This is a genomic window from Cupriavidus sp. HMR-1 (genome assembly GCF_000319775.1).
GTDB lineage: Bacteria > Pseudomonadota > Gammaproteobacteria > Burkholderiales > Burkholderiaceae > Cupriavidus > Cupriavidus metallidurans.
Genome location: NZ_ANKP01000054.1, coordinates 25,199 through 44,503, shown reverse-complemented (window position 1 = coordinate 44,503; position 19,305 = coordinate 25,199). Strand labels below are relative to the sequence as shown.

Annotated in this window: 18 protein-coding genes; 12 read left to right on the top strand and 6 right to left on the bottom strand. The window is 65.3% G+C overall.

The features are described 5' to 3' along the window. The 3 genes from D769_RS08535 to D769_RS08525 all read right to left on the bottom strand — a co-directional run. Positions 1–528: TolC family protein (locus D769_RS08535; protein ID WP_008644026.1), on the bottom strand; the 528-nt coding region annotated here is incomplete at its 3' end. After that, a complete protein-coding gene (locus D769_RS08530; RefSeq protein ID WP_008644024.1) occupies positions 525–3,632 on the bottom strand; it encodes a CusA/CzcA family heavy metal efflux RND transporter in 3,108 nt (1,035 codons plus the stop codon). The genes D769_RS08535 and D769_RS08530, both read right to left, overlap by 4 nt. Next, positions 3,632–4,732 carry an efflux RND transporter periplasmic adaptor subunit gene (locus D769_RS08525; protein WP_008644021.1) on the bottom strand — a complete coding sequence of 367 codons (1,101 nt, stop codon included), beginning with the start codon at positions 4,730–4,732 and terminating at the stop codon, positions 3,632–3,634. The genes D769_RS08530 and D769_RS08525 overlap by 1 nt, the downstream gene beginning before the upstream one ends. A 2-nt stretch (positions 4,733–4,734) precedes the next feature. Between D769_RS08525 and D769_RS32280 the strand changes: the two genes are divergently transcribed. The 8 genes from D769_RS32280 (at position 4,735) to D769_RS08485 (ending at position 13,434) form a co-directional block, all read left to right on the top strand. Further along, positions 4,735–4,920: a hypothetical protein gene (locus D769_RS32280; protein ID WP_040010949.1), complete on the top strand. Its 186-nt coding sequence runs from the start codon at positions 4,735–4,737 to the stop codon at positions 4,918–4,920. A gap of 645 nt (positions 4,921–5,565) precedes the next feature. After that, entirely contained in the window at positions 5,566–6,069 is a 504-nt protein-coding gene (locus tag D769_RS08515; protein WP_008644018.1) for a type IV pilin protein, read from the top strand. 3 nt (positions 6,070–6,072) lie between these two features. Beyond that, a complete protein-coding gene (locus D769_RS08510) occupies positions 6,073–6,567 on the top strand; it encodes a GspH/FimT family pseudopilin (protein ID WP_008644016.1) in 495 nt (164 codons plus the stop codon). Positions 6,568–6,575: 8 nt separating this feature from the next. Then, entirely contained in the window at positions 6,576–7,175 is a 600-nt protein-coding gene (gene pilV / locus D769_RS08505) for a type IV pilus modification protein PilV (protein WP_085959062.1), read from the top strand. Next, on the top strand, positions 7,172–8,215 hold the full coding sequence (locus tag D769_RS08500; protein ID WP_008644014.1) for a PilW family protein: 1,044 nt from the start codon (positions 7,172–7,174) through the stop codon (positions 8,213–8,215). Before pilV ends, D769_RS08500 begins: the two co-directional genes overlap by 4 nt. Then, positions 8,212–8,757, top strand: a complete 546-nt coding sequence (locus tag D769_RS08495) for a pilus assembly PilX N-terminal domain-containing protein (protein WP_008644012.1) — start codon at positions 8,212–8,214, stop codon at positions 8,755–8,757. The genes D769_RS08500 and D769_RS08495 overlap by 4 nt, the downstream gene beginning before the upstream one ends. Before the next feature lie 45 nt (positions 8,758–8,802). Further along, the gene (locus tag D769_RS08490) at positions 8,803–12,135 is read left to right on the top strand and encodes a PilC/PilY family type IV pilus protein (protein WP_008644010.1); all 3,333 of its coding nucleotides are present in this window, start codon (positions 8,803–8,805) and stop codon (positions 12,133–12,135) included. A gap of 105 nt (positions 12,136–12,240) precedes the next feature. Then, entirely contained in the window at positions 12,241–13,434 is a 1,194-nt protein-coding gene (locus D769_RS08485) for a DUF4382 domain-containing protein (protein ID WP_008644009.1), read from the top strand. Between the two features lie 138 nt (positions 13,435–13,572). Here the strand turns inward: D769_RS08485 and D769_RS08480 are convergent, their stop codons facing one another. After that, positions 13,573–14,346, bottom strand: a complete 774-nt coding sequence (locus D769_RS08480) for a DUF899 domain-containing protein (RefSeq protein WP_008644007.1) — start codon at positions 14,344–14,346, stop codon at positions 13,573–13,575. Positions 14,347–14,435: 89 nt separating this feature from the next. On the opposite strand from D769_RS08480, the gene D769_RS08475 reads away from it, so the two are divergent. After that, complete coding sequence (locus tag D769_RS08475) at positions 14,436–15,656, top strand: hypothetical protein (protein ID WP_008644004.1); 1,221 nt, start codon at positions 14,436–14,438, stop codon at positions 15,654–15,656. Positions 15,657–15,685: 29 nt separating this feature from the next. Beyond that, positions 15,686–16,324 (top strand): PQQ-binding-like beta-propeller repeat protein, encoded by a 639-nt coding sequence (locus D769_RS08470; RefSeq protein ID WP_008644003.1) that lies wholly within the window; start codon positions 15,686–15,688, stop codon positions 16,322–16,324. A gap of 60 nt (positions 16,325–16,384) precedes the next feature. Here the strand turns inward: D769_RS08470 and D769_RS08465 are convergent, their stop codons facing one another. Further along, a complete protein-coding gene (locus D769_RS08465) occupies positions 16,385–16,744 on the bottom strand; it encodes a hypothetical protein (RefSeq protein ID WP_029310240.1) in 360 nt (119 codons plus the stop codon). Between the two features lie 324 nt (positions 16,745–17,068). On the opposite strand from D769_RS08465, the gene D769_RS08460 reads away from it, so the two are divergent. Both D769_RS08460 and D769_RS08455 read left to right on the top strand, forming a co-directional pair. Continuing rightward, entirely contained in the window at positions 17,069–17,944 is an 876-nt protein-coding gene (locus tag D769_RS08460) for a metal-dependent hydrolase (protein ID WP_008643999.1), read from the top strand. A 13-nt stretch (positions 17,945–17,957) separates the two neighbouring features. Continuing rightward, positions 17,958–18,377 carry a DUF302 domain-containing protein gene (locus D769_RS08455; protein WP_008643997.1) on the top strand — a complete coding sequence of 140 codons (420 nt, stop codon included), beginning with the start codon at positions 17,958–17,960 and terminating at the stop codon, positions 18,375–18,377. Positions 18,378–18,482: 105 nt separating this feature from the next. Here the strand turns inward: D769_RS08455 and D769_RS08450 are convergent, their stop codons facing one another. After that, positions 18,483–18,791: a DUF4148 domain-containing protein gene (locus tag D769_RS08450; RefSeq protein ID WP_008643995.1), complete on the bottom strand. Its 309-nt coding sequence runs from the start codon at positions 18,789–18,791 to the stop codon at positions 18,483–18,485. Positions 18,792–19,305 lie beyond the last annotated feature (514 nt).

Genomic DNA, 19,305 nt, shown 5'->3' with positions numbered 1-19,305 from the left:
GGCGTCACCCACCTGCACGCGCCGCGTCGTCATGGCTGCGAGGTCCGCCGCCGCGCGCGCATTGTCCTCGGCGGCCACGCGGGCCTGCCCAGCCCGAATTGCGGCGATCCAGAGGCTCAGGATCTGACGCGATGTTTCGTGCTTGGCGTCCTTGACCGAGAGGTTGCCGGCCTCGGTCGCGAGATCGGCCAGGGCGCCGTCGGCCTCCGCCTTGCCCCAGAGACGCAGCGGACGCTCGATTGCAATCTGGCCTTCGGGATAGCGCTCTGAGGGCTCGCGTACCTGCCGGCCCTGGCCGATCACCCGGACAACCGTTTCCGCCGTGCCCGCGCGCGTGCCTGCGGCGCGTGCCGTCGTGGCATCCCGCCGCGCTTCAGCCGTGAGCACGTCAGGCGCTCGCGCAACGGCCTCGCGCACTGCCGCCTCGGCAGGCAGGTACGACTGCGCGTCCTGCGCGAAGACGGCACCATTCGAGAGCAACGCGGCTCCTATCATCGCCAACGTGATGTTTCGCATTGCCGGCTTCATTGCATCTCTCCCTTGGCAGACGGACGAAGGCCAGGCACGCCGAAACGTTCGAACAACAGCGGCAGCAGGAGCAGCGTCAGCGCGGTGGATGTCACCAGTCCGCCGGACACGACAATCGCCAGCGGCCGCTGGATTTCAGAACCCGGGCCGGAGGCCAGCAGCAGCGGAATCATGCCGAGTGCCGCAATGCACGCGGTCATCAACACGGGCCGCAAGCGATCGCGCACGCCGACGCGCACGGTGGTGGCCATATCGTGCCCTTCGTCCAGCAACGCATTGAAGTGCGACACCAGCACCACGCCGTTGAGCACCGCGATGCCGAGCAGCGCGATAAAGCCCACCGACGCCGGCACGGACAGGTACTCGCCCGAGATCCGCAATGCGGCAATGCCACCGACCAGCGCGAACGGAATATTGGCGATGATCAGCACCGCCTGACGCACCGACCGGAACGTCAGCATCAGCAGCAGGAAGATCGCGCCCAGCGCCAGCGGCACCACCAGCGCGAGACGGGCCGCCGCGCGTTGCTGGTTCTCGAACTGGCCACCCCATACGATGCGCAGACCCTTGAGCGACGCAAGCTGATTCACCGCGGTTTGCGCTTCCTGCACGAAGCCAGCCAGATCGCGCCCACTCACGTTGACCTGGACCACGGCAAAGCGCGCCCCGTCCTCATGGTTGATGCGGACCGGTCCGTCGATGCGGTCGATACGCGCGAGCGACGTCAGTGGCCATACCTTGCCATCGGGCGCCGTCACCAGCAGACCCGTGAAAGCATCCGGCACCTGCCGCAGCCCCGGCCCGCCGCGCAGGATCAGGGGCGTGCGGACGATGCCTTCCGGCACCACGCCGATGCGGTCGCCTTCCACCAACGCACGCAGTTGCGCCTGCAATGCGTCGCCGCTGAATCCCGCCTGCCCGGCCGCGGCCCGGTCGATCACTACGTTCATGTATTGCACGCCGCTGTTGCTCGGTGCGATCACCTCGGCCACGCCGTTGATCTTGCGTACCGTTGCGGCGATGGCGGTGGCGGCGTTGTCGATGGATGCAAGGTCGTTGCCGAAGATCTTGATGGCCACATCGCCCCGCGTGCCGGTCAGCATCTCGGAGACGCGCATCTCGATTGGCTGCGTGAAACCGTAGACCACGCCCGGGAAGCGCTCCATCACCTTGCGGATCGATTCCGCGATATCGTCCTTGGTGCCGCGCCACTCGTCCTTCGGCTTGAGCACCAGGAAGGTATCGGTCTCGTTCAGCCCCATCGGGTCCAGCCCCAGGTCGTCCGACCCGGTACGCGCCACCACCGAGCGGATTTCAGGCACTTCCTTGAGCAGCGCCCGCTGGACACGCTGATCCAGCTCGAGCGATGCCGCCAGCGATACGGATGGCGCCTTCTGCAACTGCACGATCAGGTCGCCCTCATCCATGCTCGGCATAAACGTCTTGCCAACGGACACATACAGCCCGACCGCCAGCAACAACGCCGCGCCGGCCACCCCAAATACGGCGCGGCGATGCGCAAAACACCACTGCTGCAGCCGCGCAAACCCCGCAGCCACCTTGCGCATCATCCACGGCATCTCGTCCGCGTGGGCCTTCAGCACCAGCGACGCCAGCGCCGGCACCACCGTGAAGGCAATCACGATCGACGACGCCAGCGCCAGCACGATGGTCAGCGCCACCGGCGAGAACAGCTTGCCTTCCAGCCCCTGCAGCGACAGCAATGGCAGGAACACGATGGCGATGATCGACACCCCGGCCAGCATCGGCGTCGCCACCGATGTCACGGCGTGCCGGATAGCGGCGCCGCGCAGATCACTACGCGCTCCATGCTTCTCCTCGCGAGCCAGCGCCGTCTCGATGTTCTCCACCACCACCACGGCAGCGTCCACCAGCATGCCCAGCGCGATGGCCAGGCCACCCAGGCTCATCAGGTTGGCGGTGAGCCCGACGTAGCGCATCAGCAGGAAGGTCGCCAGGATCGACAGTGGCAGCGTGGCCGCCACCACCAGCGCAGCGCGCACGCCTCCGAGAAACAGGTACAGCAGCAGCACCACCAGCACGCTGGCTTCGATCAACGCGCGCACCACAGTGTTGGCCGCACGCGATACCAGCTCGCCACGGTTGTAGAACACGTGGGTCGTCATGCCCTTGGGCAAGTCGGGCGCCAGCGCATCGAGTCGCGCCTGCACGGCATCCACCAGCTTGCGGGCATCGGTACCGCGCAGGCCGAGCACGAGGCCCTCGACCACTTCGCCGCGCCCGTCCTGCGTCACCGCGCCGTTACGCGTGGCTTCACCGAGCTTGACCGTGGCGACATCTCCGACGGTCACCGCCGCAGCATCCGCCATGCCCTGCCCGGACTCGACCACGATCGTGCGCAGATCGTCGACACCACGCACCCCGCCTTCCACCCGCACGACCCAGTGCTCGTCGCCCTGCTCCAGCCGGCCCGCGCCGTCGTTGCGGTTATTGGTGTCGAGCGCGTCGCGCAGCTGTTGCAGCGTCACGCCCCGGGCGCGCAGCCGCGCGGGATCGGGAATCACTTCGTAGCTGCGGACCTCGCCGCCGAGCGAGTTGACATCGGCCACGCCCGGCACAGTACGCAGCGCGGGGCGGATCACCCAGTCGAGCACGCGCCGCCGGTCTGCCAGGCTGTAGCCATCGCCATCGACGGTGAACATGAACATCTCGCCCAGCGGCGTGGTCACGGGCGCGAGCCCCCCGACTGCCGATGACGGCAAATCGCGCGCGATACCTGCCATGCGCTCCGACACCTGCTGGCGTGCCCAGTAGACGTCCACCCCTTCCTCGAAGTCGACCGTGACATCGCTGATGCCGTACTTCGACACCGAGCGGACGATCGTCTTGTGCGGAATGCCCAACAACTCCTGCTCGATCGGCGTGGAGACGCGCTGCTCTACCTCCTCGGGCGTCATGCCCGGCACCTTCAGCACCACCTTGACCTGCGTGGGCGAGATATCAGGAAACGCGTCAATTGGCAGATTCAGATAGGCCCACGCCCCGGCCGCCGCCAGCACGCAGGCGGCGATCAGCACCAGCGGGCGCTGCCGCAGGGAAAAATCAATCAGACGGCCTACCATCACTGGTCTCCCGTCAGGATGCCCTTGAGCGCCCCAATGCCGGTGACCGCCACGCGAGCGCCGGCAGGCAGCCTGGTCCGGACGACGGCGGTGGCGTCGTCGGTGCTGTCGATCTCGACGCGGTGGAACGTGAAGCCCTTGTCAGTGGCCAGGAATACGCCGGGCACCCCCTGCCAGTACACCAGCGCAGCGGCCGGAATCCGCACGCGGCCGGGCGCGCCGGACCCATCCGTGGCGCCGCGCAGCACCAGCGTGACGTTGATGTTCTCGCCCGCGCGAAGGTTGCCGCGCCGCTCCAGCGACGCCCGCACGCGCACGCCGGCGGTGCCATCGCCTGTCGGCGCAATACCGATCACCTTGCCGCTGGCGCCGCGCGGCTTGATGTCCACGGTATCGCCCAGCGACGGCACGGGAATGTCGCGGCCAACCAGCAGGTCCAGTTCCACCGCGTCGGGATCGACGATCCGGAACAGCGGCGCGGCGGCGTCCACGCGCGCGCCAGGAACAGCATTGACCTCGGACACCACGCCGGAACGATTGGCTACCAGTTGCGCCTCGCCGCCCGCGCCCGTGAAAGCGATGCCCGCCGAGGCCAGCTCGGCACGCCGTGCCTTGACCATCGCCGCCGCCTCGGTCGCGCGGGCCTCGGTGGCCTGCAGACGGCTGTTCGCGATGATGCCGTCGTCGAACAGCAGCTTGTCACGGGCCAGCGATTTCTGGGCGAGGTTGACCTGCGAGTTGGCTTCCGTCAGCGCGCGGCTGGCTTCGAAAAGCTGCGGACTGGCGAACGTCGCCAGAGCCTCCCCACGCCGCACGGTCTGACCGACCGCCACGATCACGCGCGGCACGATCCCCGCGTAGGGCGCTGCCACGACGTACTGGGCGTCGGGCCGGAAAACGACCCGCGCGTGCGTGCCAACCTCCAGGTTTGCCGACGCCTGGACAGGACTGAACCGCACGCCCAGCGCCCGCGCCTGGTCGGCGGACAGTGGCACCGGCTGCATCGCCGGCGGGTTGGTGGACTGGGCAAACGACTGCCCGACAAGAAACACGGCCGACGCGATAGCCGCGCCGATCCTGGGGAACCGGGAAAAGACCATACATGACTCCAGAATGCGAAACCCGCGCGGGCCCGCTCTCGAATCAGGGCGCGCGCGAACATGCCGGCGGACTGCCGGCCGGTGACATCAGGAGAAGATGGGGGGAGCTTGGGCTGGTGGTGGCCATCCAACACGACTGGACCATCGGCCACGCGGTGATGCTGGCCGCCAGGCACGGCGCGGCGTGACGTAGACCGCGAGCGCGGCCAGCAGGACAAACGTCAGAACAGACGCGCCAAGCACGGCAGCGGCCTGGAGCAACAGGGAAAAGGAAAGCGGCCCGATGGCGGTTTCGACATCGACCTCGAAGGGCTCGCGATGAGAGCCAAAGGCGTGGTGATGGTGGTCGCCATGCCTGCTCAAATCCTCGAAACGCGAATGAGAATCGACTGATCTGGACGGCGACGTATGCACGTGCAGGCCAGTCTGGTTGGGAGTACCGATATGGCCGTGCAGGAGCGGGGTCAGCAACTGCGCCAATACGATGATCAGCAGCAGCGCGCCCCGGAGCGGGATGCTCGCGGTCGCACGTGTCATGACGGTGGATTGTAGCCGATGCGGCTTGCATCCACATCGGTGGAAGGCGGTGCGTTTTTAACTCAACCAGGTTAGCAGAGATACGGGTCGATCGACTCGCAGTGCTTGTCTTAACGCTGGCTTAAGACTGGCTTGGTTCTTCGCGCGACCAAGGTCCTTGCTGTCGATGGTGTTTCCACCACAGACATAGGAAGAATCCTAGAAACGGTTGACCCTTCCCATGACGAGTCATACACTCGCCGACAGAAATTTATCGGCACCGGGTCAGCCGAACATATATAGAAAAAGGAGCACACATGGGACAACCCTGCCCCACGGTGCAACATGGTCACGTGCGTACGCGCGGACTGTTTCGGGATATCGGGTTCACTGGGGAGGACGCGCGCACGCGCGGGTCGTCGCGTGGCTTCACGCTGATCGAAGTCATGATCACGGTCGCCATTATCGGCATCCTCGCCGCCATCGCGTTTCCCAGCTACCAACGTTACGTCGTCAGGGGCAACCGCGCCGCGGCCGAGGCATTCGTCCTCGAGGCCGCGAGCCTGCAGGAACGCTACCTGGTCGACAATCGCGCCTACGCCACGACCCTTTCCGCGCTTGGTCTCGCTGCCTTGCCTGGTTCGATCGCGCCCAACTATCAGGTCACTCTCACCGTGACGGCCGCGCCTCCGGCCTACGTTTTCACCGCTACCCCCATCAATACCCAGCTTGCCCTGGACACCGACTGCGGCGTGCTGACGCTGAACAATACCGGCGACAAGACGGCCGCCGGCGTGGCACCCACCTCCTGCTGGAAATAGGCCATGCCGAACCTCTCGCCAACCTTGCCGGCGACGCAGCGCGCGGCCGGCTTCACGTTGATCGAGCTGATGGTCACCGTCATCGTGCTGGTGATCGTCGTCTCCATGGCCGCGCCGTCCATGAGCCAGTTGATCTCGTCCCAACGCACCCGTAACGCCGCTGCCGACCTGGCCTCCGCCTTGACCCTGACGCGCAGCGAAGCCGTCAATCGCAGTGCCACCACGACGATGACGGCATCCGGCACCGGCGGGTCATGGACCGGTGGCTGGGCCGTGGCGGCCGGCACCGCCCGGATTCGCGGCTATGGCCCGTACGACGGCATCACCATTACCGCAAGCAGCGGAAGCTCGCTGGCCATCGGCAATGATGGCCGCCCCATTGCTGGCACCCAGACATTCCAGGTAGCGCCATCCACCAATGCGACCAGCGCCACGACTCTCTGCGTCCAGTTGGGCGGCACCGGGCGCGTGACCACCGTGAACGGAACTTGCACATGATGAATCGCATGCACCGCACACAAAGGCCGCGCCGCCAGCGCCCGGGAATCGGCCTGGCATCACAGCGTGGCGCCACCATGATCGAGGTGCTGGTCTCCGTCGTGATCCTGCTGATCGCGCTGCTCGGCACGGCCGGGCTGATTGCGCGCTCGGGACAGACCGAGATGGAGTCTTACCAGCGCGCGCAGGCACTCACACTGCTGAAAGACATGGTGGCGCGCATTAACGCCAATCGTCAGGCTGCCCCCTGCTATGCCAGCGGCAGCACCATGACCGTGATGGGTAACGCCACCGTCGCGCCACCGGTGTGCACGGGCGTGAGCAATGCCCAGTTGGGCACGGCCACGGCCGATCTCGCCGCATGGAACACCGCGCTGCAGGGTAGCGCCGAGAGCAGCAGCAGCGGCACGGCGGTCGGCGCCATGATCGGCGCGCTTGGCTGTATCGAATCGATCGATGCCACCAACCAGATCTACCGCGTCACGGTGGCATGGCAGGGGCTGGCGCAAACCGTGACCTCCTCGTTGCCATGCGGTGCGGGCTCGTTCGGCAACGACGCGAACCGCCGCGCCATCAGCGTAACGGTCCGCATCGGAGTCCTGTCATGACGCGGGCGCATCATGCAGCCGCGCTGCGCCTGAGGGGCCGGCAACGCGGTTTCTCGCTGGTCGAGCTGATGGTGGCCATCACGCTCACCCTGATCATCCTGACCGCACTTTCGGCGCTCTTTCTCAATACCAGCACGACGCGCAACGAGTTCGCCAACAGCGCCGACCAGATGGAGAACGGCCGGTACGTGCTCGACACGATGACCCGCGAGCTAGAGCTTGCAGGTTTCTTCGGCCCGACCAACCTCTCCACCAAGGCGCAGGTTTCGAGCCCTGATGTCTGCGCCACCGATCCCAGCGCGCTCGGCTTCTCGGGGTCGCCTGTCACGATGCCGCTTGGCGTGCAAGGCTTCGCGCCCGGCACCGTCGCGCCGTGCCTGTCGAATCTGCTGGCAAGCTCCGAGATCCTGGTGGTTCGGCGCGTGTCGACCACGCCGGTCAGCGCCGCGGTAACCGGCACACCGTATCTGCAGGCGTCCTATTGCGCGAGCGACACGTCGCAGATGGTCTTCGGCGCCAGCGCCGCGCAGTTCACCTTGCGCACCAAGACCTGTGACAACACCGTGCCGACTGAGCTGCGCCAGGCGACGGTCCGCATCTATTACCTTGCCGGATGCGACCAGTGCAGCGGCAGCGGAGACGGCGTGCCGACGCTGAAAATGGCCGAGCTAAGTAACGGCGCATTCCAGATCCAGTCGGTGGCCGTCGGCATCCAGGACATGCATCTGATCTACGGGGTCGATCTGGATAACAACGGCGCGCCCGACTGCTACGTGGCAGACCCCGGTAGCAACAATGCCGCGCAGTGCACGACAGTGACGACTTACGACTGGAGCACGCCACTGACCAACTGGAAGAACGTGACCGCCGTCCGGATCGGCGTGCTGGCCCGTACCTCGCGCACGACGAACGGCTGGACGGACACGCGTACCTACGACCTCGGTCGCGCGCAAGCGGCTGGCCCTTTCAACGACAGCTACAAGCGTCACATCTACGCGCAGACGGCCCGCCTGATCAACGTCGCGGGGAACAGGGAATGAAGATGCACCGGACACGACGCCGACAATCCGGCGCAACGCTCCTGATCACGATGATCTTCGTCGTGATCTTCCTGCTGCTGGTCATCTCCCTGGTGAGCACCGGCATCGTCAATACCAAAGTGACGGCCAACCAGCAGCACAACGTCGAAGCGGTCAGCGCGGCGCAGCAAGGCATCGAGCAGGTCATCAGCCAGGACTTCACGTCCGCGCCGGTCGCCACCACCGTCCCCGTGGATGTGAATGGCGATGGCAAGGCGGACTACACCGCGCAAGTGGCGACGCCGGTTTGCCAATCGAGCACCACGATCACGAACACGCAACTCGACGTCACCAATCCAGATGACGTGGCGTGCTTCGTCGGCAACGGTAACAACAACACCGGCATCATCGATGCCACCGGCGGTAGCGGAGGCAACTCGCTCTGCAACACCACGCAATGGGATGTCAGCGCCACCGTGAACGACACAGGCTCCACCAACGCCAATGCAACGCTCCATCAGGGCATCGCGGTACGAGTGCCCTACGGTACCGCCTGTCCCTGATCAACAACGCAGCTGCCTTTCAATTCGCCGCTCCAGGAACCGCTCATGCGCAAATCCGCCCCTCATCTCGCGCTCGCTGGCTGCCTCGCGATGGCCATCTCGCTGCCGGCCTCGGCCGAGGACATCGACCTGTACACGGGTCTCCAGCCGGAGGCTGGCAAGCCCAACGTCCTGATCGTGCTCGACAATGCGTCAGCCTGGAATGCCTCGGCGAATTTCACATGTTCCACGTCAGGCGTGGTGTCGAGCAATAACGCGAACACCGATGCGGGTGCCGAGCAGTGCGCGCTGTACAACGCCGTCTACTCGATTCTGAATAGCCAAACGCTACTCGGCAACATCAACCTCGGCATCATGATGTTCGGCGACAGCAAGAACTTCGGCGGCATCATGAAGTTCCCGTCCACGGCGCCGTACAAGCTGCCGCTGATGGACGCCACCGGCGTCAATAACTTCCTCACGTACGTCAAGACAATCGACCGAACTGGCGACAGCGCCGGCAACTCGCAGGTCGCCGGGGCGATGCAGGAAGCCTGGGCGTACTATGCCGGCCAGCAGGGCCTGTCCGGCATCACCTATAAGTCGCCGATCGACAACCCATGCCAGCGCAACTTCGTCATCTACATCGCCAACGCGGTCAACAACGGCAAACCCGGTGACACCGGACAGAATGCCATCAACAGCCTGACGAACCAGGCCAAGGCGAGCGCCGCGCAACTGCAGCAGATCGTGCTGCCATCGGCCACCAACAAGTACCAGGCCAACTGGGCTGACGAGTGGGCACGGTTCAACTACCAGACCAATCTGTCGGCCAGCTCGACCGACCATCAGAACATCGTCACCTATACGATCGGCGTGACCGACGGGAGCAACCCCGACTACCTGCAACTGACCAAGAGCATGGCCAGCAACGGCGGGGGCAAGTACTCCGAAGTCAAGCTCGGGGATCCAAACGGGCTGGCCGACGCCCTGATGGCCATCTTCAACGAAGTGCAGGCGGTCAACAGCGTGTTCGCCTCGGTCAGTCTTCCGGCTTCGGTCAATGCGCAGGGCCAGTTCCTGAACCAGGTCTACGTCGGGATGTTCCGCCCCGACGCGACCGCCGCGCCGCGCTGGATGGGGAACCTGAAGCAGTATCAGGTGGGCTATGACACCAACGGCAACCTGGTCCTGCAGGATGCCAAGGGTGCCAGCGCCATCAGCAACGCCCAGACCGGCTTCATCTCGCCCAACTCCGTCAGCTTCTGGACGGCGGAGCCACCCCAGTCCTATTCCAGTGCTGGATACGGTCCCAACATGACGACCTGGCCGTCCGGTGGCTACTGGCAGAACAGTCCGTCTGGCACTGGCTGGCAGTTCGATTCGCCAGACGGCGAAATCGTGGAAAAAGGCGGCGTGGCGGAAATGATGCGCGCGCAATGGCTGGGCGATCAGACTTCCCGCAGGCTGCTGACATGCAATGGCGTGGGCACGTGTTCCGCATCGGGTGGCGTTAGCGCCCTGACGAGCTTCGATGCCAACAACAAGTGGTTGACTGGCACGAGTGGGCTAGCAGCCCTCAACGTCAACGCCACGACGGATACCACCAACACGAACGTGATCCAGGCCCTCCCGTCCACCGAGGTGCCCAACCTGATTGCCTGGGTGCGCGGTCAGGACATGACCCCTGCCAGCACCAGTACCAGCACCAGCGGCAGCAGCGGCACCAGCGGGAATGGAAATGGAAACGGGAATGGCAAGAACAACGGCAGCAGCGGTTCCGGCACCACGACCACCACGACAACGAACATGGCAGGCGCGGAAGCGGAACTCGGACCGGGGGCACCGGTAACGGTACGCTCGTCAATCCACGCCGACGTGCTGCACTCGCGCCCCGCTGTGGTCAACTATGGCGGCTCCATTGGTGTCGTGGTCTACTACGGCACGAACGATGGTGTCTTCCACGCCGTCAACGGCAATCGCACCCAGGGCATTGGCGCCACGCGTGCCGGGGGCGAAATCTGGGGCTTCATCGCGCCCGAGTTCTTCGGCAAGCTCAATCGTCTCTACCAGAACACGCCGGAAATCAAGCTCTCGACCACGCCGGCTGGCATCACGCCGACGCCGCTGCCGCGCGACTACTTCTTCGATGGCAGCACGACGGTCATGCAGGATCTCCGCGATCCGAACAACCCGCACGTCATGATCTTCCTGACCGCACGACGTGGCGGTAGCCTGGTCTACGCACTCGACGTGACCGATCCGACCAACCCGCAGTTTGTCTGGCGGCTCAGCAACACTGACCTCGCCGAGATGGGCCAGACCTGGTCGCAGCCCAAGGTGATGCGCGTGCGCGGCAATGCGAACCCCGTCATCGTCATGGGCGCGGGCTACGACCCTGCCGAGGATAGCGACCCGTCCCCGGGCGTCAATACGATGGGGCGCGGCCTGATCATGGTGGACGCCTACAAGGGCAACATCGTCTGGTCCGCGCAGCCGTCCTGTGCTGGCGTCACAACGCCATGCCTGGCCGTATCCGGCATGACCCGCGCGATTCCTTCCGACGTCACGCCGCTCGATCGCAACGGCGATGGCTATGTGGAGCGCGTGTACGTGGGCGATGTAGGCGGCAATGTCTGGCGCGCCGATTTCGAAACCGCTGCCGGCAATGCGCCCACCGCCTGGACGGTCACGAAGCTTGCGGCCCTGGGCGGCGGCGCAGGTACGAACAATGCTCGCAAGTTCTTCTATCCGCCTGATGTCGTCTCGACGAATGGATACGATGCGATCTCGCTTGGCTCCGGCGACCGCGAGCATCCTCTCTACTCGGCGTCCACCGCACCCGGCACCGCATACAACGTGGTCAACCGCCTCTACATGCTGAAGGACACCAACACCACTGGCATGTCGACGTCGTGGAGCCCGATCACGGAAAGCAACCTGTTCGATGCCACGGCCACGACCTACGATGGCAGCAAGTCGGGCTTCTTCATCACACTGATCAACCCGGGCGAAAAGGCGGTGAACGCACCGCTGACCGTCGCGGGCTATACGAACGTAGGCACCAACACGCCTTCCGTGCCGGTCGCCGGCGCTTGCTATCCGAACCTTGGCACCGCGCGTAGCTATTCCTACAACTTCCTGACCAGCATCGGCCAGAACACGAACCGCTACATCGTGCTGGACGGCGGCGGCTTCCCACCGTCGTCGGTGTTCGGCCTGATCACTGTCAGCACGGGCGGCAACTCCGTCGTCACGCCAGTGCTGCTGGGCGGCGGCAATCAGACCGCCACCGGTGGCGGCGATGCGAAATCGGGGCTCGGCGTGCAGAAAGTGAAGCCCACCGGCCTTGGCAAGCGCAAGCGTATCTACTGGTACGGCGAGGTCGACAAGAAGTAGCCTTGTCGAGGCGCGGCGGCTGTTACGAATGGTTGCAATCCCCGGACTCGGTCAATCTACCGCCGAGCCTAAGATTCGGGCAACAAGCCCCGAGGGAGAGCCGCCATGAAAGCAGTCGCCCGCGCAACACTGATTGCCGTACCGTTCGTCTCGATGCTGACCGCGTGCGGCGGTGGCGGAGATGGCAGCAGCGGCAGCAATAGCGGCACTACCGGCAACGGTACCTTGCAGGTCTCGATGACCGATGCCCCCGCCTGCGGCTTCGACCATGTCTTCGTCACGGTCAACAAGGTCCGGGTGAACACCAGCAGTTCCGCCGGTGACAATGATGCCGGCTGGACCGACATCACGATGGCCTCCCCCCAGAAGATCGACCTGCTCACGCTGACCAACGGCGTGCTGGCCGACCTGGGCCGCGCCCCGCTTCCCGCCGGCCAGTATCAGCAGATCCGACTGGTGCTTGCAGCCAACCAGGGCAACACACCCGCCAACTCCGTGGTGGTCAGCGGCACCACCACCGAGCAGCCGCTGGACACGCCAAGCGCCACGCAAAGCGGGTTCAAGATCATCCAGCCGTTCACCGTGCAGCCGAACACGCTGGCGGACCTGGTGCTCGACTTCAACGCGTGCAAATCGATCGTCCAGCGCGGCAACGGCACGTACAGTCTCAAGCCGGTGGTCACCGCGATCCCGATGGTCGTCAGCGGCTCGATCACGGGTAACGTCGCGATGGCGCAGGCCGGCGCACAAGTCTTCGCGGAACAGAATGGACAAGTCGTCCGCGGCACGGTGGCCGACGGCAACGGGCAATTCGTGCTGTCGCCGCTGGTGCAGAGTTCGACCAATGGCACCTACGACGTGGTGATCGTGGATAACCAGGTACCCACGGGCCATGCCACCGGCATCATTCGCTCCGTGCCGGTGACGGCCACGCAGACCACGACGATCTCCACTGCCGGGGCACCGTTCACGCTACCGACCTCGGCCACCAACACGGCTGCCGGCACGACCACCCCGGCCGCGCAGGCGTCGCTGCGAGCCTTGCAGACGATCGGATCGGCATCCTACGAGATCACCTCCACGAACGCGAACCTGGACACCGGCGCCTATTCGCTGGCACTTCCCGCAGCGGCCCCGCTGGTGGGCACGTATGGCACCCCTCTGCCGATCACACTGCAGAGCATCACCGCCGTGGCAGGCAAGTACTCGATTCAGGCCACCTCCGCGGCGGGCGCCACGCAGAGCACCCCGGTGAATGTCTCCTCGGGCAATCAATCGGGCATCGACTTCAGCTTCTAGTCGATCTGGATAGTCGCCAGTCGCTCGGCCGGGCCCGCAAACGAGAAGGGCCCGGTTCATTGCAACCATTCGTAACAAGGCCCCGGTGCGATAGACAAGAAATATCATGCCGTGACATGACATCAGGCCGCCAGACGATCACGCCGGTGCCGGATCCGCGTACTCGTCGTGCCGCTTCCACCATGGACCCGCCTCGTTGCGCCCTCTCGGCGCGCGGTCGAGCCACTGGTACATCCCCCACAAGCCATCCAGCCCGCGCGCGTACGTCGAGTAGGTGTGATAGATGACGTCGTCTTCGATCACGAATGCGCTCAGGCCTGGCAAGTCTCGCGAGAACGTGGCGGCGTCCGTGCCGCAGGTCGCTGCGAACTTCTTGAGCGGTTCGGGCGGCTCGGCCGTGTCCAGCTTGCGCCGCCCGCGCTCGTAGTTGTATTCGGTATCGCCCGTACGCTGCTGCGCCTCGGTCATCGAGACATTGAAGTCGAAGTTGAAATCGCTGCTGGACGATGACGCCCAGGGGAACGTCCAGCCCATCCGGCGCTGGTATGCCAGCAGCTTGTCGAGCGGCGCGCGCGAAGCCGCCCAGAGCATCACGTCGTGATTGGCCAGGTGGATCGCAAAGCCGTTGAAGCTATCGGCAATCGACGAGCAGGATGGGCACCCGGCCCTGTAGTCGGGGCCGAACATGAAGTGGTAGACCAGCAGTTGCGATCGCCCCCGGAACAGGTCCGACAGCGATGCGCTGCCCTGCTCGGTATCGAACCGGTATGCCTTGTCCACGCGCACCCATGGCAGTGCCTGACGCAGGCGCGCCAGTTCGTCGCTGCGGCGCGTCAGTTCTTTCTCCGCCTTGAGCAGATCGAGCCGCGCGGCCAGCCATTGTTCGCGCGTCCCGGTGGAATGTGTGGTCATCGTCGCTCCCTCCAATGCAGTAGGTATCCCTGTGCTAGATTAGGCGCCTCCATCGCCACTGCGGGAGTGACAAATATGTCGGGATTCGGATGGACTCGCTGATCACGGCCGCGGCGTTGGCGCTTTCGGCCGGCGATCCGCTTGGCGCGCTCAATCGCGTGGCCCTGCGCGACGATCCCCCTGCACTCGCGCTGCGCGGCATCGCCATGGCGCAGCTTGGCGAATTCGCCCGCGCCAAGGCACTGCTACGAAGCGCCGCACGCGCCTTCGGCGCGAAGGAGGCGGTCTCCCGGGCGCGATGTATCGTTGCCGAGGCGGAAGTCGCACTGGCCTCGCGTGACCTGGGCTGGCGGACCAAATGGCTCGATGCGGCGCGCGTCACGCTGGAGGCGCATGGCGACCACGCCAATGCCGCCTGCGCACGCTATCTGGAGCTTCGCCGTCAGTTGCTGACCGGACAGCTCGACGTGGCCGAGCAAGCGCTGGACGCCATCGATCCCACGGTCTTGCCACCGGCACTGCGGGCAGCCCACGAACTGGTTGTCACCGGTGTTGCCATGCGGCGGCTGCGCACACAGGAGGCCCGCATGGCATTGGTCCGCGCCGAGGCCTTCGCGCGCGATGCCGGCATCCCCGCGCTACTCGCCGAGGTCCAGAGTGCCGCAGCGCAACTCGATGCGCCGGCGGCCCGCCTGATCGCCCGTGGTGACACCCGATCCATTGGGCTCGATGAGGTGGCGTCGCTGCTGGCTTCTCCCACGCTCGTGGTCGACGCGTGCCGCCTGGCCGTGAGCGAGGCTGGCACGGTGGTCTCGCTGGCGTCGCGCCCGGTGCTGTTCGCGCTGGCTCGCACGCTGGCGGAGGCATGGCCCGACGATGTCGCGCGCGACACGCTGATCGCGCACGCCTTCCGCACCCGTCATGCCGACGAAACGCTGCGCGCGCGACTGCGAGTGGAAATCGGCCGATTGCGTGCGGTGCTGAGCCCGATGGCCGGCATCCATGCAACGAAGCGCGGCTTCGCATTGGCGCCGTGCCAAGCGACCGAAGTCGCGGTGCTGGCGCAGCCGGTCGAGGATGCGCATGCCATGCTGCTGGCCAGCCTTGCGGACGGCGAGGCCTGGTCGAGTTCCTCGCTGGCGCTAGCGCTTGGCGCCAGCCAGCGCTCGATTCAACGAGCGCTCGAGACACTGGCAGCCGCCGGCAAAGTCCAGTCGATCGGGCGCGGCCGCGCCCAGCGCTGGATCACCGCGCCGATGCCAGGTTTCACGACAACCTTGTTACTCCACGTGCCGCTGCCAGGCGATTAGCATGAAATCCCGCTCAACGGATAACCATCATGAAACGAACCAACGCAACAATCCTCCGCGAATTCGGCCCCTTCCCCGGCGTCGAGCAAGTGAATGGCGTGACCTATGACGGCAAGCAGGTCTGGATGGCAGTTGGCAATAGTCTGGTCGCGCTCGACCCGGCCACCGGCAAGACCCTGCAGACGATCGACATCGCGGCACACGCCGGCACGGCATTCGATGGCCGGCATATCTTCCAGATCGGCGATGACCGCATCCGGAAAATCGACCCGGTGACGGGCCGCGTGCTGGCCACGATTCCAGCGCCCGGCGGCGGTGGCGACTCAGGGCTCGCCTGGGCCGAAGGCACGCTGTGGGTCGGCGAGTATCGCGAACGCAAGATCCATCAGATTGACCCGGAGACCGGCGCCATCCTGCGCACCATCACCTCTGATCGTTTCGTCACGGGGGTCAGCTGGGTAGACGGCACGCTCTGGCACGGCGCTGGTGAGGGCGATCAGGGCGCGCTGCGTCGTATCGACGCGGCAACCGGTGAGGTGCTGGAACAGATCGACATGCCACCCGGCGTGATGGTGTCGGGGCTCGAGTCCGATGGGAAGGAGCAGTTCTTCTGCGGCGGCGGCACCAGCGGCAAGCTGCGCGTGGTGCGTCGCCCTGCCCGCGATTGACGTGAGGTTTGGCGGAGTGAGGGGCTGGAGCCCACGCAAGGGCTCCAGCCCGATGCAGGATCAGTAGCCGTAGTACGGCTGCGGTGCGTAGTTGACCGGGGCTGCGCCACGGCACGGCACATACGCGCCGTCATAGCTGCGATAGCAGTAGCCCGGGGGTACTTGCGGCGCTGCGTAGGCCACGGGCTGCGGCGGCGCATAGACCGGTGCCGGCGCAGCCATCACTGGCTGGCTGCTGGCCACCAGCGCGCCAATCGCCAATCCCGCGACGGCCGCCACGGCCAGCGCCGCGCCTGCCGAACTTCCGCCGCCACCGTGGTAGCCGCCACGATAGTAACGATCATGCGCCGAAGCCGAGCCCGCGACCAGCATGGCGGCGCTCAGGACGGCAATACCGGTATAACGAATCGACTTGCGCATTTCAGACTCCTTGACGGCCAACGATTGGCCTCGCTTGTACGACTCCATCATGGGCGAGGAACCATTACATTGGGTTACGGGATCGTGAGCAGATGTTAATGGCGGCGCATATCTGGGGCGGATGAAATCCGCCGTTGCAATTGCTGCAAATACAGCAACACCTTGCCCCGCCACCAGGCGCCAGTTGACAGCCGGGGCCGCACTGCAAATACTGCCGGCACGCAGCGCCTCAGCCCCGATACCCCCGAGGCGGGGCAGGCAGTTCGAATCGTCGCAGTTCCTTTCCCCTACTTATTGCCCAACAGGGCCCAATCAGGGACGACCATGATCAGACGCCGCCTTATCATTGCCGCCGCAGCCGCGACTGCGCTCGCCGCCTGCGCCTCAGGTATTTCGAACGCCCCCGCCCCGGCGCCGCAGCCCGCCACCACCGGCAGCCATGCCGCCGGCAAGACCGAAGTGCTCTGGCTCGGCCAGGCCGCCACGCGCATCACCACGCCCGGCGGCAAGGTCATCGTCATCGACCCCTGGCTGACCGGCAATCCGAAGACGCCGCCCGCGTTCAAGCAACTCTCCGCGCTGGGCAAGGTCGACATGATCCTGCTCACCCACGCCCACGGCGACCATCTCGGGGATGCACCGGCAATCGCCACGACGCAGCACGTGCCGATCTGGAATGGCGGCGGCATGGGCCCGCAACTGGTCGGCCTTGGTCTGGTGACATCGGATCTGGTGCAACCCTTTGGCAAGAGCGGCACTGTCATGCCATTCGGACCTGACGGTCCGAAGATCACCGCCGTCCATGCCGAGCATTCGTCCGAACTGGTCTGGAAGAATCCGGCCACGAACAAGACCGAAAGCCACTACGGCGGCGAGCCGGTCGGCTACATCATCGAGATGGAGAATGGCTTCAAGATCTGGCACATGGGCGATACCGGACTGTTCAGCGACATGAAGCTGATCGCCGAACGCTACAAGCCAGATCTGGTCATGATCCCGATCGGCGGGCATTACACGATGGGCCCGCAGGACGCGGCGATTGCCGTGCGCGATTTCATCAAGCCAAGGTATGCCATTCCGATGCACTACGGCACGTCGCCGATGCTGCGCGGCACGCCTGACGAGTTCAAGGCCGCGCTCGGGGCCGGGGCCACCACGGCGGTAATCGTGCCCGATCCCGGCCAGCAGGTCGCGTTCTGAGGAGCGAGGAATCATGACAGCACAAGCCCAGGACACACCGCGCCCGGCGCGCACGCAATCGCTGCCGAGCCGCCACGACTTCGCAACGACGGTGGCGCGCCTCAAGGACGCGCTTGCGTCGCGCGGGCTCACACTGTTCGCGGATATCGATCAGAGCGCCGCCGCGGAACAGGCCGGCACATCGCTCAGACCGACGCGGCTGTTTCTCTTCGGCAATCCGAAGGGCGGCACGCCGGCGATGCAGGCCAACCCCCATGCCGCGATAGAGCTGCCGTTACGAGCGGTGGTCTGGGAAGACGACCGTGGCGCCACGCATATCGATTATCAGGATGCCGCAGGTGTCCTCAGCGGCGAGTATGGCTTGCAGCCGGCCCTCGTGGCACCGTTGGCCACGATACGCACGTTGCTCGAAGGCGTGGCTGGCAACGCGTAACACCTGCCACCGCGAGGCGGATGTCACTCCACTCGCGGAATACTCGGGCGTGGGCTGCAGCCCGGGATGCCAAAGAGGTACCTACTGCGGCACCTGCTGAGGCACCTACTGGGGCGCGCTGGGCAACGCAGGCTTATCACTGCCCTGCACTGCCGCCCCCGCTTCGGCCTGGTGCATTGCCTCCATCGCCTCAAGCTTGCGCAGCGATTGCTGCAGCGAGTTGGGGTAGTTCTCGTCGTTGATATCGAAGCCTACCGACTTCAGCGCCTGCAACTCGCGAAGAATGCTCGCGCGAGTGATGGGCGGCGTAGCGGTTCCCGTCGTCGTTTGCGCACGGGCGTAGCCGCAGACGGCGATCATCGGCAAGGCGATGGCACATACACGGCACATCGTGGCGAAAGATCCGGATTCCATAGCGCACTCCTGATCCTGGAGTTGGGGTCGAACAGGGGTACTCGCGTACTCGACGGCCCAAGAAAAAAGAGCATAGGCGTCCGCGCGGCGGCATGCCGGGTCGACCCGGCCCATCCGTGGACAGTTTCTTGATAGACCATTTTGCGGGCAAGTCCACCGGAAGCGTCATCCGCGCCAGACATGCCAATCTGGCCGTGCGCCTGGCATCCACACCTGGCAGTCACACATGGCAGTCGCGGGCGCAGACGACGGTACATTCCGGGCGCTGCAGACTCGAGCGACAATCGCTTCGAGGATTCCATGCGCAGCTTCGGAAGCTTCCCGAAATCGGCACAGGGCGACTGATGTTTGATCACGTGCCCATGCAGCGCGGACGCGCGACTCAGGTAATGACGGTTGCGCTTGCGTCGCACACCATGCACGGTGGATCGGCTGCGGCATATGCCGCGGATGGCGCCAACAGGGCCGAGCAAAGCACGGCCACCATCCCAAGGACGACAAGTGTGCGTGGTGT

Bases quoted from the DNA above. Each gene is read 5' to 3' on its own strand.
- D769_RS08510 (WP_008644016.1), top strand. From the start codon at position 6,073: ATGCCGAACCTCTCGCCAACCTTGCCGGCGACGCAGCGCGCGGCCGGC.
- D769_RS08470 (WP_008644003.1), top strand. From the start codon at position 15,686: ATGAAACGAACCAACGCAACAATCCTCCGCGAATTCGGCCCCTTCCCC.
- D769_RS08495 (WP_008644012.1), top strand. From the start codon at position 8,212: ATGAAGATGCACCGGACACGACGCCGACAATCCGGCGCAACGCTCCTG.
- D769_RS08450 (WP_008643995.1), bottom strand. From the start codon at position 18,791: ATGGAATCCGGATCTTTCGCCACGATGTGCCGTGTATGTGCCATCGCC.
- D769_RS08475 (WP_008644004.1), top strand. From the start codon at position 14,436: ATGGACTCGCTGATCACGGCCGCGGCGTTGGCGCTTTCGGCCGGCGAT.
- D769_RS08530 (WP_008644024.1), bottom strand. From the start codon at position 3,632: ATGGTAGGCCGTCTGATTGATTTTTCCCTGCGGCAGCGCCCGCTGGTG.
- D769_RS08455 (WP_008643997.1), top strand. From the start codon at position 17,958: ATGACAGCACAAGCCCAGGACACACCGCGCCCGGCGCGCACGCAATCG.
- D769_RS08515 (WP_008644018.1), top strand. From the start codon at position 5,566: ATGGGACAACCCTGCCCCACGGTGCAACATGGTCACGTGCGTACGCGC.
- D769_RS08490 (WP_008644010.1), top strand. From the start codon at position 8,803: ATGCGCAAATCCGCCCCTCATCTCGCGCTCGCTGGCTGCCTCGCGATG.
- D769_RS08480 (WP_008644007.1), bottom strand. From the start codon at position 14,346: ATGACCACACATTCCACCGGGACGCGCGAACAATGGCTGGCCGCGCGG.
- pilV (WP_085959062.1), top strand. From the start codon at position 6,576: ATGCACCGCACACAAAGGCCGCGCCGCCAGCGCCCGGGAATCGGCCTG.
- D769_RS08500 (WP_008644014.1), top strand. From the start codon at position 7,172: ATGACGCGGGCGCATCATGCAGCCGCGCTGCGCCTGAGGGGCCGGCAA.
- D769_RS08525 (WP_008644021.1), bottom strand. From the start codon at position 4,732: ATGGTCTTTTCCCGGTTCCCCAGGATCGGCGCGGCTATCGCGTCGGCC.
- D769_RS08460 (WP_008643999.1), top strand. From the start codon at position 17,069: ATGATCAGACGCCGCCTTATCATTGCCGCCGCAGCCGCGACTGCGCTC.
- D769_RS08465 (WP_029310240.1), bottom strand. From the start codon at position 16,744: ATGCGCAAGTCGATTCGTTATACCGGTATTGCCGTCCTGAGCGCCGCC.
- D769_RS08485 (WP_008644009.1), top strand. From the start codon at position 12,241: ATGAAAGCAGTCGCCCGCGCAACACTGATTGCCGTACCGTTCGTCTCG.
- D769_RS32280 (WP_040010949.1), top strand. From the start codon at position 4,735: ATGACTCCAGAATGCGAAACCCGCGCGGGCCCGCTCTCGAATCAGGGC.